The following is a 12,927-nucleotide window of genomic DNA, read 5'->3' on the forward strand; positions in this document are numbered from 1 at the left end:
CGCGGCGAGAACGCCTCTGAGAGCGAGCCTCACCACGTCATCGTCGTAGACCCTGGAAGAGCGGCCGTTTCGGGTCAGCCCTCCTTTCGCGCCGGGCGTAGCGCCTCACGACATCATCGCCGCGGGCCCTGGAAGATTGGTTGTTTTGGGTCAGCCCTCCTTTCGCGTCGGGCATACAGAGATAAAATTTGTTCCCCCTGCCCCTCGCGTCCCTTGCGCCTTTGCGGTCCTCTCCCCATCTGCCGATTTTCTCTGGATTTTGACGTGATCGGTGTTCTAGGGTCGCGCGGCTCTCCGGCGCGGACGGCGCCAGGGCTCGGATGTGGAATGACGGTCCTCGCGCGCGCCCTGTTCTCCTTGCATCATCGCCTGGTCCACGTGCCGCGCGTGGGCCGCGTCGCGCGGGCGCTGGCCGCGCAGGTGGGCCGCGCGTCGTCGCTGCTCGACGTGGGCGCGGGCGACGGGACGGTCGCGCTCGAGGTCGCGCGCCGGGTGGGCGCGCAGCGCGTCGTCGGCGTCGACGTGAAGGCGCGCCCCGGCGCGGCGCTCCCGGTCGTCGCGTACGACGGCGAGCGCCTCCCCTTCCCCGACGGGTCGTTCGAGGCGGTGCTCCTCTCGGACGTGCTGCACCACTGCGCGCGCCCCGCCGCGCTGCTCGCGGAGGCGCTCCGGGTCGCCGCGCGCGTCGTCGCGCTCAAGGACCACTTCCGGTTCGGCCCGGTCTCGGACAAGGTCCTGCTCCTCATGGACCTCGTCGGCAACGCCGCGCCGGGCGTCGAGGTGCGCGGCACCTACTTCACGCCGGGCGAGCTCGTCGAGCTCGTGCGCGGCGCCGGCGGGCGCATCACCGGCCTCGAGTGGCCGCTCCGGATCCACGACATGCCGTTCCGCCTGGTGACGCAGGATCGGCTGCAGTTCGCGGCGCGGGTCGAGCGCCTGGCCGAGGGAGGCGGGCGATGACCGGGCTCAGGTCGTTCGTCGTCGGCGGCGCCGGGTTCATCGGGAGCCACCTCACCGATCGCCTCGTCGAGCGCGGCCCCGTGACCCTGTACGACAACCTCTCGGTCGGGCGCCGCGCGTTCGTGGCCTCGCACCTCGCCTCCGGGCGCGCGACGCTCGTCGAGGCGGACGCCCTCGACCTCGAGCGCCTCACCGAGGCCATGGCGGGCCACGACCTCGTCGTGCACCTCGCCGCGAACCCGGAGGCGCGCTGGGGGCTCGCGCGAACGCGGCTCGATCTCGAGCAGGGGACGATCGCGACGTACAACGTGCTCGAGGCGATGCGGCGCACGGGGGTGAGCCGGCTGATCTTCTCGTCCTCCGGGACGGTCTACGGCGACACCGCGCGGCGGTGCGCCGAGGGCGATCTCGGCGCCCTGCCGATCTCGCTCTACGGCGCGAGCAAGCTCGCGGGCGAGGCGCTCATCAGCGCCTATGTCGAGTGCTTCGGCCTCACCGCGTGGATCTACCGCTTCGGCAACGTGGTCGGCCCGCGCGGGACCCACGGCGCGGCGCTCGATTTCCTGAAGAAGCTCCGCGACCGCCGCACCGAGCTCGAGGTGCTCGGCGACGGGCGCCAGTCGAAGCCCTACCTCGACGTCCGCGACTGCGCGGAGGGGATCCTGTTCGGCTTCGATCGCGCCGGGGAGCGGCTCAACATCTTCAACCTCGCGCCCGAGGACGCGACGAGCGTCTCCCGCATCGCGGAGCTGTGCGTGGCGGCGTCGCCCTATCCCGACGCGGTGATCCGGTATCAGGGCGGCGAACGCGGGTGGCCCGGCGACGTGCCGCGATCGCGGATGGATCCGGGCAAGCTCGCCGCGCTGGGCTTCCGGGTGCGCCACACGAGCGACGAGGCCGTGCGCATGGCGGTGGAGGTGCTGGCGAGCGAGGTGTTCGGGGGCGAGCCGGCGGGGTGAGGGCCCGGGCGGCGGCGCGCCCGTGCGCGCCGCGGTGGTAGACTCCGCGCATGGCTGAGCTCACTCTGTACATCGGAAACAGGTCCTATTCCTCGTGGTCGCTCCGGCCCTGGCTCGCCCTGAAGCACGCCGGCGCCGCGTTCGACGAGGTGGTGATCCCGCTCCGGGCGCCGGGCGTCCGCACCCCGGAGATCCAGCGCCACTCGCCCTCGGGCAAGGTGCCGGCCCTGAAGCACGGGTCGCTCACGATCTGGGAGTCGCTCGCGATCGCCGAGTACGTGGCGGAGAGCTTCCCCGAGGCGAAGCTCTGGCCGGAGGCGCGCGACGCGCGCGCCGTCGCGCGGGCGGTGAGCGCCGAGATGGCGAGCAGCTTCGCCGCGCTCCGCACCGCGCTGCCGATGAACGTGCGGCGCAAGATCCAGGGCGTGGCGATCACCGAGGCCGCGTCGCAGGACATCGCGCGCGTCCAAGCGATCTGGAACGACTGCCGCTCTCGCTTCGGCCAGGGCGGCGAGTTCCTGTTCGGCCGCTTCAGCGTCGCGGACGCGATGTACGCGCCGGTCGCGACGCGCTTCGACACGTATGGGGTCGAGCTCGACGCGGTCTCTCAGCGCTACGTTGCGTCGATCCTGGCCCTCCCCGCGATGCAGGAGTGGATCGCGAAGGCCAGGGAGGAGCCGCACATCATCGAGGCGTACGAGGCGATCGGCGTCGTGGGCAAGTAGGGGCCGGCACGCCGCGGGCGCGACGGTGGCGATGTCGCGCAGGTTCCGCCGCCGCGTCGCGCGGTAACGGCTGCGGCCGGCGGCGAGAAGCGCTACTAGACGCGGCCATGCCGCACGAACTCGACCTGATCCTCACGCTCACGGGCGGGCTCACCGCCGCCCTCGCGTTTGGCTTCATCACCCAGCGGCTGAGGCTGTCGCCCATCGTGGGTTACCTGCTGGCCGGCATCCTCGTCGGCCCCTTCACGCCGGGGTTCGTCGCCCACAAGGGGCTCGCGGATCAGCTCGCCGAGATCGGGGTCATCCTGCTGATGTTCGGGGTCGGCCTGCAATTCCACGTCCGCGAGCTCCTCGCCGTGCGCAAGGTCGCCGTGCCGGGCGCCCTCATCCAGATCGCCGTCGCCACCGCGCTCGGGGGCCTCGTCGGCCGCGCCGCGGGCTGGTCGTGGGCCGCGTCGATCGTCTTCGGCATCGCCATCTCCGTGGCGAGCACCGTCGTGCTCACGCGCGTCCTCAGCGACAGCCACGTCCTGCACACCCCGGCCGGCCACCTCGCCATCGGCTGGCTCGTGCTCGAGGACGTCTTCACCGTGCTGGTGCTCGTGCTGCTCCCGGCCCTGCTCGGCGAGGACGCCGGCGCGGGCGCGACGGGGATCGCGTTGTCCGTGGGCATCGCGGTGCTCAAGCTCGCCGGGCTCGTGGCCTTCGTCTTCATCGTCGGGCAGCGCGTCATCCCCACGCTGCTCGGGTACGTGGCGAAGACCGGCTCGCGGGAGCTCTTCACGCTGACGGTGCTCGTCGTCGCGCTCGGCGTCGCCGTCGGCTCGGCGACGCTCTTCGGCTCGTCGATGGCGCTCGGCGCCTTCCTGGGCGGCCTCGTCGTCGGCCAGTCCGACTTCAGCTCGCGCGCCGCCTCGGAGGCGCTGCCGATGCGCGACGCGTTCGCCGTGCTGTTCTTCGTCTCGGTCGGCATGCTCCTCAACCCCGCGCAGCTCGCCATCGGCTGGCCGGTCGCCGCGGCGACGCTCGCCGTGGTGCTGATCGGCAAGCCGCTCGCCGCGCTCTTCGTCGTCGTGCTGCTCCGCCGCCCCCTCCAGACCGCCTTCGCCGTGGCCCTGTCGCTCGCGCAGATCGGGGAGTTCTCGTTCATCCTCGCGACGCTCGGCCGGCAGCTCGGCATCATGCCCGACGAGGCCTCGCAGGCGCTCGTCGTCGCGTCGATCGCGTCGATCACCTTGAACCCCCTGCTCTTCAGCCTCCGCGATCGCATGGCGCGATCGACGTCGGCGCTCCTCCTGCGCGGCGGCGCCGCCGCGCAGGCCGGCGCGGAGCCCGCGCCGGTGGACGAGAGCGCGCACCGCACGGTCGTCGTGGGCTACGGCCCGGTCGGGCGGACGCTGACCCGCCTGCTCCGGGAGAACGGCATCGAGCCCACGGTCGTCGAGCTGAACCTCGACACGGTGAAGCACCTGCAGAGCCAGGGCATCCGCGCGATCTACGGCGACGCGACGCAGCGGGAGATCCTCGAGCGCGCCGGGGTCGGGACGGCGGACAGCCTGCTGTTCACGTCGGCGGGTCCGTCCGGGGACGGGGTGATCGAGCAGGCGAAGGGCCTCAATCCCGGGCTGTTCGTCCTCGCCCGCGCCTTCTACATGCGCGAGGTGTCCGCGCTGAAGAAGGCGGGCGCGGACGTCGTCGTGACCGGCGAGGCCGAGGTCGCGTTCTCGATGACCGAGCGCCTCCTCGTGCGGCTCGGCGCGACGGCCGAGCAGGTGGAGCGCGAGCGCGAGCGCGTCCGGAGCGAGCTCTTCGGCACCAGCGCCCCGGAGCCCCAGCCCGCGGCGCCCGCGGGGTGATCCCGCGGCGGGGCGGCGGTCCGGCTCAGCGCGATTTGCCGAGCGAGGTCACGCCGCCGACGACCAGCGCGAGCCCGACGACCTGCTGCCACGCGAACGGCTCGCCCAGGATGACCCAGGAGAACGCGATCGTGAGCACCGGGCCGAGCGTCGAGAACGTCGCGGCCCGGCCCGCGCCGAGCCGCCGGATCGCCGCCGCGAGCAGGACGATGGGGAGCACCGTGCTGATCGTCGCCATCGCCGCCGCGTACCACCACACCGCGGCCGGGAGCTCCGCCAGCCGCGCGGGGCTCCCCGTCGCCGCGTAGTGCGCGAGCACCATCACGCACGAGGTCGCCCCGCAATACGCGGCGAGGCGCGTCGAGCCTACCCTGGAGGCGAGCTTGCCGACGCCGATGTAATAGAGCGCGTAGGTCACCGCGCTCGCGAACACCCACGCTCCGCCGACGGCGACGACCCGCGCGTCCCCGGTTTGCTCGAGATCGTGCCAGACGGCCGCCGCGAGGCCGAGGTAGCACACGGCGAGCGCTCCCCAGGCCTTGGCGCGCACCGGCTGCTTCAGCCACACCGCGCCGATCAGGAGCACGAGCGTCGGATACACGAACAGGATCAGGCGCTCGAGGCCGGTGCTGATGTACGTGAGCCCGATGAAGTCGAACAGGCTGGACAGGTAGTACCCGAGGAAGCCGACGAGCAGCACGCCGCCCCAGAGGCGGGGCGTCATGCGCTCGGCGGCCTCGCCGCGCTCCCTCCGGGCGAGCCACAGGAAGAACGGCAGCGCGATGCCCATCCGCAGCGCCAGCAGCGACACCGCGTCGATCGGGTGCGCGGCGTAGGCGAGCTTCACGAAGATCGCCTTCAGCGCGAACGTCGCCGCGGAGAGGACGGCGAACGTCCGGCCATCGTCGAGGAGGCCAGTCGGCAGCTCGCCGGTCAAGGTGTGTGCGCGCTCGGATTGGGACATGGAATCGCGTCTCTCGTCGTCACAGGCTCACAGGTCGACCCGCGGGAGACCTGGCATCGGCCGCCGCGCCGCCGCGCCGCCGCGGCCCCGCCCCGCGGGCGCGCTCCTCGAGCGGGAGACGAGCCAGCATTGCGCGTGGAAGTCCGCGTTTGCCATCGCACAGGACGGCTTCAGGGCGAGGCAGGCATTTTTCAGGTAGGGGACGATCTCCCGGCTGGGTAGCTGTCCGGGCCGCTGCGCGCGCGGATCGCGTCGGATCGGGCCGCGCTCCCCGGGGGCCTTGGGCTAAGCTCCCCGTTCCGATGACGTCTCCCGCTGGCCCAGGCACCGCCGCGCGCGTCCCGGGTGCGCTCCCCGCCCCCGGAGGGCCGCCCCCGCCGCGGCGGCGCGCGCCGCTCGCGCAGGAGCCCTCCGGCGTGCACGAGCTCGGCGCGTCGTTCCTGCAGATCGCCGCCACGGTGGGCGGCATGGCCGTGCTCGCGGGGCAGATCGCGGCGCGCGTGGCCACGCTCCGCGTCGACGGCGCCGAGTTCATGCGCAACCTCTACAGGATGGGCGTCAAGTCGATGCCCATCGTCGTCGTGACGGCGCTCTTCACCGGCGCGATCATGGTCATCCAGGCGGCGCCGCTGGTGGAGCGCTTCGGCGCGCACGGCCTGCTCGGCTGGGGCGCGGGCTTCGGCACGCTCCGCGAGATCGCCCCGCTGCTCACGGCGCTCATGATCAACGGCCGCGTCGGCGCCAACAACACCGCGGAGCTCGGCACCATGGTCGTCACCGAGCAGATCGACGCCCTCCGCGTCCTCGCGATCGACCCGGTGAGCTTCCTCATCGCCCCGCGCTTCCTCGCGATGGTGCTGACGCTGCTGCTCTCGGCGATCTTCGCCGACGCGCTCGCCCTGCTCGGCGCCGCGTTCACGGGCGACCTCCTGCTCGGCGTCGCCCCGGCGGTCTTCTACAACGGCCTCACGAGCGGGCTCCTCGGCATCGGCGACGTCATGAGCGGCCTCGTCAAGAGCGTCGTCTTCGGCGTCGTCCTCGCGCTCTCCAGCTGCCAGTATGGCCTCGGCGTGACCGGCGGCGCCCCCGGCGTCGGCCGCGCCGTCAACGCGACCGTCGTGGCCTCGGCCGCCGGCATCTTCATCCTCGACTACTTCGTCTCCTTCACGCTCGACTGATCGACGGCGCCGCGCATGCCCCCCTCCCACCCGAGCTTCCCGGACCGCGCGAGCGCTGGCCCCCTCACCGGCCCCCCCACCGGCCCCCCCTCGAGCGAGCTCCGGGACGTCGCGCCCGAGCTGTCCGGCGTCGCCGCGCTCGGCGGCGCCGCGCTGTCCCTCCTCGCGTCCGCGCGCGAGCTCTACTCGGTATTCGTAAGGACGCTTTACTACTGCGCGAAGGGCCGCCGCGAGCCGGGCGCCGTGCTCGTGCAGATGTACGAGATCGGCAACAAATCGCTGTTCTTCCTCACGGTCGTGATGGGCTTCATCGGGATGATCATGGTCTTTCAGGCCGGCCAGCAGGCCAAGCGGGTCATCCCGGATCTGACCATGCTCGGCGCGACCTACCTCGAGCTGCTCGTCCGCGATCTCGCCGCCTCGATCGGCGCGCTGATGCTCGCCACGCGCGTCGGCGCCGGCATCGCCGCCGAGATCGGCTCGATGGTGGTGACCGAGCAGGTCGACGCCCTGCGCATGTGCGCGGCCGATCCGATCGACTACCTCATCAAGCCGCGGTTCATCGCGAGCCTGCTCATGACGACGTGCCTCATCGTCTGGAGCGCCGCGGTCGCGTTCACCACGGGGATGGTCACCGCGTACAGCATGTTCGACGTGAGCCCCGAGACGTTCATCAACGTGAGCCTCGTCGACGCGGGCGACCTCGCCACCGGCCTCGCCAAGTGCGTGGCGTACGGCGCCGCGATCCCGGTGGTCTCCGGCCACTCCGGCCTCTCGACCTTCGGCGGCAGCGAGGGCGTGGGCTGGGCGACGACGCGGGCGGTCGTGAACTCCTCGCTCGCGGTCATCGTCCTCAACATGCTGATCTCGGCGGCCGCGTTCCTGATCTTCCGCTAGCCGAGCCGCGCAGCCGCGCCGCGTCGCGCCTCACTCGATCGGCCCCTCCGCGCTGCCGGTGATGAACTGCCGCACGATCGGGTCCTCGGAGCCCTGGAACACCGCTCGATCGCCGAGGAGGCGGACGAGCCCTTGATAGAGCATGACGATGCGGTCGGCGATGGTGAAGATGCTCACGAGATCGTGGCTCACGACGATGCTCGTCACGCCGAGCGTGTCGCTGAGCTCGCGGATCAGCTTGTCGACGCGCCGCGCGCTCACCGGGTCGAGGCTCGTGGTCGGCTCGTCGAAGAGCACGTAGCGCGGGTCGAGCGTGAGCGCGCGGGCGATGGCGACGCGCTTGCGCATCCCGTCGCCGAGCTCCGGCGGGAAGCGGTCGCCGAACTCGCGCATGTGCACCTGCTCGAGCCGCCGCCGCGCCTCCGCGAGCGCCTCCTTCGGCTTGAGCCCCTTGTGCTTGCGGAGCGGGAGCGCGACGTTCTCGGCGCACGTCATCGAGTCGAACAGCGTCGAGTGCTGGAACACCATCGCGCACTTCATCCGGACCGGGTACATCCGGGCCTCGTCGAAGCGGCTCACCTCCTCGCCGTCCAGCCAGATCTCCCCGCCGTCCGGGTAGAGCAGGCCCACGAGGTGCTTGATCAGCACGCTCTTCCCGACGCCCGACTGCCCGATGATGAAGAACACCTCGCCGTCCTCGACGTCGAACGAGACGTCCTTGAGGACCTCTTTGGGTCCAAAGGATTTTCTGACATTCCGGAACGAAATCATCGCGACCTGCGGGGTAATTGCGGTTGCGTCAGGGCAAAGGCAGCGCGGAGCGTCACGACGCGCGCCGGAAACAATGCGTCAGAGGCGAGCAGGGACGCGCGGCTGGATCCCGGCCTATTTCCCTCACCTTCTGCCGCAAGATCGGACAAGATGAAGCACCCATGGCAAGCCCCCGATCGATCGAGGTCAAAGTCGGGATCCTCATACTCACGGCGATCGGGCTCCTCGCCACGTTCATCCTCGTGATGGGCGGGGTCAACTTCCAGCCGAAGTACTCGATCTACGTCGAGTTCGACAACCCGGGCGGCCTCCAGACCGGGGCGCCGGTGAAGATCGCCGGGGTCGAGGTCGGCAAGCTCAGCGAGATCCACTTCCGCGGCGGCCAGGTCGGCAAGGACGGCCGCCGCGAGCCGCTCGTGCGCATCCTGCTGCGCATCGAGGAACGTTACCAGCAGAGCATCCACGACAACGCCACGTTCTACGTCACGACGCAGGGCGTGCTGGGCGAGCAGTTCCTCGCGATCGAGCCGGGCTCGACCGATCGGCCGGTGCTCCCGGCGAACGCGGTGGTCCGGGGGCTGGATCCGCCGCGCCTCGACATGCTCCTCGCCGAGGGCTACGAGCTCCTGCACGCGACCGTCACGGCGATGCGCGAGCACCGGGAGGAGGTCGGCGAGGCGTTCGACGGGCTCCGGAAGACGCTGAAGGGCACCGGCGACTTCATGCACCGGAACCAGGACCGGCTCGATCGCATCGCCGAGAACGTCGAGCAGATCAGCCTCGACGGCACCGATCTCGTGAAGGACGCCCGGCAGAAGTACGTGAACAACCCGCAGATCGACCGGATCCTCGCGAACGCGGATCAGGTGAGCAGCACGGCCGCGCGCGATCTGCCGCCGCTCATGGCGGACGCGCGCGAGACGCTCGCCAACGCGCGCCGGCTCTCCACCACGGTGGGCGGCGAGCCGGAGCAGGCGAAGATCAGGAAGACGCTCGACGACATCGCCGAGATCGCGGGCAGGGCGAGGTCGGCGACCGCCGACGCCCAGGAGGTCCTCGCCCACGTCAAGCGCGGCAAGGGGACGGTGGGCGCGCTGGTGATGGACGAGCAGCTGTTCGACGACCTCCAGGAGCTCGCCCGCGACCTCAAGCACAACCCCTGGAAGTTCTTCTGGCGCGAGTGAGCGCCCGCCGCGCCCTCTCGGAGGCGGCGGGCAAGTCCGCGAAAGCGCGGACGCCGGCCGGCCCGGGCGGTCAGGCCAGCTTGATCAGCGGGGCGCCTTCGGTGACCGCGGCCCCCTCGGTGACGAGGATCTCCTCGACCGTCCCCTCGTCCTCGGCCTCGACGGGCATCTCCATCTTCATGGACTCGAGGATGACGACGACGGTCCCCTCTTCGACCTTGTCGCCCGGCTTGACCTCGATCTTCCACACGGTACCGGTGATGTGCGCCTTGATGACGTTTGCCATGGGCGCGCGAACCTACCGGAGAGCCGCCGAGAATCCAACGGGACCGTGGCGCGCGGCGCCGCGACCTCGGGAGGCGCGGTGTCGGGCGTTCCCTGCTCGGGCGTGCCCGCAGCCCCTCTCTGGACGGTACAGGTCGCTCGGCGGCGCGGGTGCGCGCGGCGGCGCGGGTACACAGGTGCGCGGACAACGGACGTTGACGGCGTGGAAGCGTGGAAGGAACGGAGCGCTGCGATTTCCGCTGGTACCTGCCGTTCACCACGGCGATAATCTGGCCGGCGGCCCGCGGTTCCTCGACGTCGCGAGGGTCGCGGTGATCGCGAAGATTTGCGTGAAAGCCGCGCTGCGGGTCAGAATCGTCTTGCTCGGTGCCCTCACCCAGGGCGACCTGCAGGTTCTCCGCACCGCCCCTAGGTAGCCCAACCGCACGCGCTCGATCGAAGGAGCCACGAGGTCATGTCGGAACAGAAGGAAAGCTCGGTCCTGTTCTCGCTCAAGGAGCTGATGAACCTCGAGGAGGATCGCATCAAGACCGAAGAGGCCCAGAAGGCCGCCGCCGCCGCCGCCGCCGAGAAGGCGCGGGTCGAGGCGGAGCGCGCCGCGCGCGAGGCCGAGGAGCTGCGCATCCGCACCGAGGAGGAGCGCCGCCGCAACGAGGAGCGGCGCGCCCGCGAGGAGGCGGCGCGGCTCGAGGCGATCCGGCAGGCCGAGATCGAGAAGGCGCGCGTCGAGGCCGAGCAGAAGGCGCGGCTCGAGGCGATGGCGGCGCAGCAGCACCACGAGCGCTCCCTCGCGGCGCTGCAACAGGACGAGTCGAAGAAGAAGCTGCGCAAGCTCCTCATCGGCGGCGCCGTCGCCAGCGTGCTGGTCATCGGCGGCATCACCGTCGCTGCGGTCAAGTCGGCCCAGGAGAACGAGGCGCGCATCGCGGCCGAGGCCGCGCGCGCCCGCGAGCTCGAGGAGGCGAACAAGCGGCTCGAGGCGCAGATGAAGGAGTCCGAGTCCAAGATGTCGGGGCTCCGCGACCAGCTCGCGAGCGCGAAGGACGAGGCGACGCGCCTCGCCCTGCAGAAGCAGCTCGAGGCCGAGCAGCAGAAGCAGGAGCAGCTGCGCCGCGGCGGCGGCGGCGGTGGTGTGCGGCCGTCCGGCGGCCAGCCGGCGAGCGGCGGCAACAGCAAACCCTGCAACTGCGCCCCTGGCGATCCGCTCTGCAGCTGCTTCTGATCGGGGACGGGATCACCGCATGACGAACACCGGCTACGTCAGGCAGAGGACGAGCCTCGGCGGCAGCTCGCTCGACGAGGCCCGGCGCAGGCTCGTCTTTCCGCTCGACTTCGCGACGCTCGACGAGGCCCGGGCGGCGGCGACCCGCGTCGCCCCCTCGGTCGGCGTGCTCAAGGTCGGCCTGGAGCTGTTCGTCCGCGAGGGGCCGGCCGCGATCGAGATCGGCAGGTCGCTCGGCCTCGATGTCTTCCTCGATCTGAAGCTGCACGACATCCCCGAGACGGTGGCCCGCGCGGTGTCGAGCGCCGCCGCGCACGGCGTCCGCTACCTGACCGTGCACGCGGCCGGCGGCGCCGAGATGCTGCGGCGCGCGGCGCAGGAGGCGGCGCGCTCCCAGGATCTGATCCTCCTCGCCGTCACCGTGCTCACGTCGCTCGACGCGGGCGATCTGGCCGCGCAGGGCATCCAGGGGAGCGCGTCGGATCACGTGGTGCGGCTGGCGCAGCTCGCGCGCGGCGCCGGCATCCACGGGTTCGTCGCCTCGCCGCAGGAGGTGCCGGCGCTGCGGGAGGCGCTCGGGCGTGGCGAGCTCATCGTGACGCCGGGCATCCGCCTCGGCCCCGGGCAGGACGGCGCGCGCGCCGACGATCAGAAGCGCATCGCCACGCCGTCGGCCGCGATCTCGGCCGGCGCCGATCTCCTGGTGGTCGGCCGGCCGATCCGCGACGCGGCGGATCCGCTCGCCACCGCGCGCTCCATCGTCCAGGAGATCGCGCACACGCTCCACCCGCCGCGCTGACGTGAGCCGACTCGTCTACGGTCTCCAGCCCGTCCGGGAGGCGATCCGCGCGCACGGCGCCCGGATCGGCTGGGTCCTCGTCCAGCGCGACGGCGGCCCGAAGCTCGACGCGCTCGCGCGCTTCGCGGAGGGTCAGGGCATCCCGACCGAGCGCGCGCCCCGCGGCGAGCTCGATCGCCGCAGCGCCGGCGGCCGCCACCAGGGCGCCGTCGCGTCGGCGCCCGAGCTAGAGATCGTCGGGGTCGACGCGATCCCGGTCGTCGAGGAGGGCCAGCCCGGCGTCGGCACGATCACGGTGGCGCTCGACGGCGTGATGGACCCCCAGAATTTCGGCGCGGTGATCCGCAGCGCCGTCGCCCTCGGCGCGCGGGCGATCCTGTGGCCCGAGCACAGCTCGGCGCCGCTCACGCCGGCGACGTTCCGCGCGTCCGCCGGCGCGATCGAGCACGCGAGGCTCTGCCGTGTCCGCTCCTTGCCCGACGCGCTGGAGTCGCTCGCCGCCCGGGGTGTCGCCGCGATCGCGCTCGACGCGCAGGGCCCGGTCGAGCTCGGCGAGCTGCCCCTGACCGGCCCGGTCGCGATCGTCATCGGCGCCGAGGACAAGGGCACGCGCCGCTCGGTCCGCCGCGTCTGCCAGCACGTGGCCCGGCTGCCGATGACCGGCCCCATCTCCTCGCTGAACGCCTCGGTCGCCGGCGCGATCGCGCTCTACGAGGTCGTCCGGCAGCGCCGCGCACCCCGCGCGTAGCCCGAGACCGAAAGCGCTCGTCGCATCGCCTGCGCCCGTCGCGGCGCGCGCGCCTGCGCCCGTCGCGGCGCGCGCGCCTGCGCCCGTCGCGTCGCCTGCGCTCGTCGCGGCGCGCGCGCCTGCGCTCGTCGCGGCGCGCGCGCCTGCGCCCGTCGCGTCGCCTGCGCTCGTCGCGGCGCGCGCGCCTGCGCTCGTCGCGTCGCCCGCGCCTGCGCTCGTCGCGCCTCGCCCGCGCGCCGCCCGGCGGGCGCGCGGCGCGCGCGCCGCGTGATCGCACGGCCCGCACCGTAGGCCATTCCCAAGGGCTCCCCGGCACCTGGAGCGATCGATCGCCCGCAATGGGATGGGGCTCGGCGCAACGCGCGCTCCGAGGTCGTCC

Annotated in this window: 13 protein-coding genes; 10 read left to right on the forward strand and 3 right to left on the reverse strand. The window is 72.2% G+C overall.

Annotation, left to right across the window (positions count from 1 at the left end; all coding sequences use genetic code 11):
- Positions 1–327 precede the first annotated feature (327 nt).
- The 4 genes from WME83_RS22270 (at position 328) to WME83_RS22285 (ending at position 4,500) form a co-directional block, all read left to right on the forward strand.
- The gene (locus WME83_RS22270; protein ID WP_437321299.1) at positions 328–960 is read left to right on the forward strand and encodes a class I SAM-dependent methyltransferase; all 633 of its coding nucleotides are present in this window, start codon (positions 328–330) and stop codon (positions 958–960) included.
- Entirely contained in the window at positions 957–1,919 is a 963-nt protein-coding gene (locus tag WME83_RS22275; protein ID WP_437321300.1) for an NAD-dependent epimerase/dehydratase family protein, read from the forward strand. The genes WME83_RS22270 and WME83_RS22275 overlap by 4 nt, the downstream gene beginning before the upstream one ends.
- A 50-nt stretch (positions 1,920–1,969) precedes the next feature.
- On the forward strand, positions 1,970–2,644 hold the full coding sequence (locus tag WME83_RS22280) for a glutathione S-transferase N-terminal domain-containing protein (protein ID WP_437321301.1): 675 nt from the start codon (positions 1,970–1,972) through the stop codon (positions 2,642–2,644).
- Between the two features lie 107 nt (positions 2,645–2,751).
- Positions 2,752–4,500: a cation:proton antiporter gene (locus tag WME83_RS22285; RefSeq protein ID WP_437321302.1), complete on the forward strand. Its 1,749-nt coding sequence runs from the start codon at positions 2,752–2,754 to the stop codon at positions 4,498–4,500.
- A gap of 25 nt (positions 4,501–4,525) precedes the next feature.
- Here WME83_RS22285 and WME83_RS22290 read toward each other — a convergent pair whose 3' ends face one another.
- Positions 4,526–5,464, reverse strand: a complete 939-nt coding sequence (locus WME83_RS22290; RefSeq protein ID WP_437321303.1) for a DMT family transporter — start codon at positions 5,462–5,464, stop codon at positions 4,526–4,528.
- A gap of 302 nt (positions 5,465–5,766) precedes the next feature.
- On the opposite strand from WME83_RS22290, the gene WME83_RS22295 reads away from it, so the two are divergent.
- Both WME83_RS22295 and WME83_RS22300 read left to right on the forward strand, forming a co-directional pair.
- Positions 5,767–6,642 carry an MlaE family ABC transporter permease gene (locus tag WME83_RS22295; protein WP_437321304.1) on the forward strand — a complete coding sequence of 292 codons (876 nt, stop codon included), beginning with the start codon at positions 5,767–5,769 and terminating at the stop codon, positions 6,640–6,642.
- A 15-nt stretch (positions 6,643–6,657) separates the two neighbouring features.
- A complete protein-coding gene (locus WME83_RS22300) occupies positions 6,658–7,539 on the forward strand; it encodes an MlaE family ABC transporter permease (RefSeq protein WP_437321305.1) in 882 nt (293 codons plus the stop codon).
- A 30-nt stretch (positions 7,540–7,569) separates the two neighbouring features.
- Here the strand turns inward: WME83_RS22300 and WME83_RS22305 are convergent, their stop codons facing one another.
- Complete coding sequence (locus WME83_RS22305) at positions 7,570–8,310, reverse strand: ABC transporter ATP-binding protein (protein ID WP_437321306.1); 741 nt, start codon at positions 8,308–8,310, stop codon at positions 7,570–7,572.
- A gap of 161 nt (positions 8,311–8,471) precedes the next feature.
- Between WME83_RS22305 and WME83_RS22310 the strand changes: the two genes are divergently transcribed.
- Positions 8,472–9,494, forward strand: coding sequence for an MlaD family protein (locus WME83_RS22310; protein WP_437321307.1), 1,023 nt, complete (start codon positions 8,472–8,474; stop codon positions 9,492–9,494).
- A gap of 70 nt (positions 9,495–9,564) precedes the next feature.
- Here WME83_RS22310 and WME83_RS22315 read toward each other — a convergent pair whose 3' ends face one another.
- Complete coding sequence (locus WME83_RS22315; RefSeq protein WP_129576102.1) at positions 9,565–9,780, reverse strand: biotin/lipoyl-binding carrier protein; 216 nt, start codon at positions 9,778–9,780, stop codon at positions 9,565–9,567.
- 453 nt (positions 9,781–10,233) lie between these two features.
- Between WME83_RS22315 and WME83_RS22320 the strand changes: the two genes are divergently transcribed.
- From WME83_RS22320 to WME83_RS22330, 3 genes are read left to right on the forward strand one after another with little or no spacing between them, the layout of a single operon-like run.
- On the forward strand, positions 10,234–11,001 hold the full coding sequence (locus WME83_RS22320; protein ID WP_437321308.1) for a hypothetical protein: 768 nt from the start codon (positions 10,234–10,236) through the stop codon (positions 10,999–11,001).
- A 19-nt stretch (positions 11,002–11,020) separates the two neighbouring features.
- On the forward strand, positions 11,021–11,800 hold the full coding sequence (pyrF, locus tag WME83_RS22325; RefSeq protein WP_437321309.1) for an orotidine-5'-phosphate decarboxylase: 780 nt from the start codon (positions 11,021–11,023) through the stop codon (positions 11,798–11,800).
- A gap of 1 nt (position 11,801) precedes the next feature.
- Positions 11,802–12,548: a TrmH family RNA methyltransferase gene (locus tag WME83_RS22330; RefSeq protein WP_437321310.1), complete on the forward strand. Its 747-nt coding sequence runs from the start codon at positions 11,802–11,804 to the stop codon at positions 12,546–12,548.
- Positions 12,549–12,927: the final 379 nt, after the last annotated feature.

Source organism: Sorangium sp. So ce385 (assembly GCF_051474135.1).
Lineage (GTDB): Bacteria > Myxococcota_A > Polyangia > Polyangiales > Polyangiaceae > Sorangium > Sorangium cellulosum_D.

Excerpts from the sequence above, each read along its gene's own strand:
- WME83_RS22270 (WP_437321299.1), top strand. The coding sequence starts at position 328 with ATGACGGTCCTCGCGCGCGCCCTGTTCTCCTTGCATCATCGCCTGGTC.
- WME83_RS22275 (WP_437321300.1), top strand. The coding sequence starts at position 957 with ATGACCGGGCTCAGGTCGTTCGTCGTCGGCGGCGCCGGGTTCATCGGG.
- WME83_RS22280 (WP_437321301.1), top strand. The coding sequence starts at position 1,970 with ATGGCTGAGCTCACTCTGTACATCGGAAACAGGTCCTATTCCTCGTGG.
- WME83_RS22285 (WP_437321302.1), top strand. The coding sequence starts at position 2,752 with ATGCCGCACGAACTCGACCTGATCCTCACGCTCACGGGCGGGCTCACC.
- WME83_RS22290 (WP_437321303.1), bottom strand. The coding sequence starts at position 5,464 with ATGTCCCAATCCGAGCGCGCACACACCTTGACCGGCGAGCTGCCGACT.
- WME83_RS22295 (WP_437321304.1), top strand. The coding sequence starts at position 5,767 with ATGACGTCTCCCGCTGGCCCAGGCACCGCCGCGCGCGTCCCGGGTGCG.
- WME83_RS22300 (WP_437321305.1), top strand. The coding sequence starts at position 6,658 with ATGCCCCCCTCCCACCCGAGCTTCCCGGACCGCGCGAGCGCTGGCCCC.
- WME83_RS22305 (WP_437321306.1), bottom strand. The coding sequence starts at position 8,310 with ATGATTTCGTTCCGGAATGTCAGAAAATCCTTTGGACCCAAAGAGGTC.
- WME83_RS22310 (WP_437321307.1), top strand. The coding sequence starts at position 8,472 with ATGGCAAGCCCCCGATCGATCGAGGTCAAAGTCGGGATCCTCATACTC.
- WME83_RS22315 (WP_129576102.1), bottom strand. The coding sequence starts at position 9,780 with ATGGCAAACGTCATCAAGGCGCACATCACCGGTACCGTGTGGAAGATC.
- WME83_RS22320 (WP_437321308.1), top strand. The coding sequence starts at position 10,234 with ATGTCGGAACAGAAGGAAAGCTCGGTCCTGTTCTCGCTCAAGGAGCTG.
- pyrF (WP_437321309.1), top strand. The coding sequence starts at position 11,021 with ATGACGAACACCGGCTACGTCAGGCAGAGGACGAGCCTCGGCGGCAGC.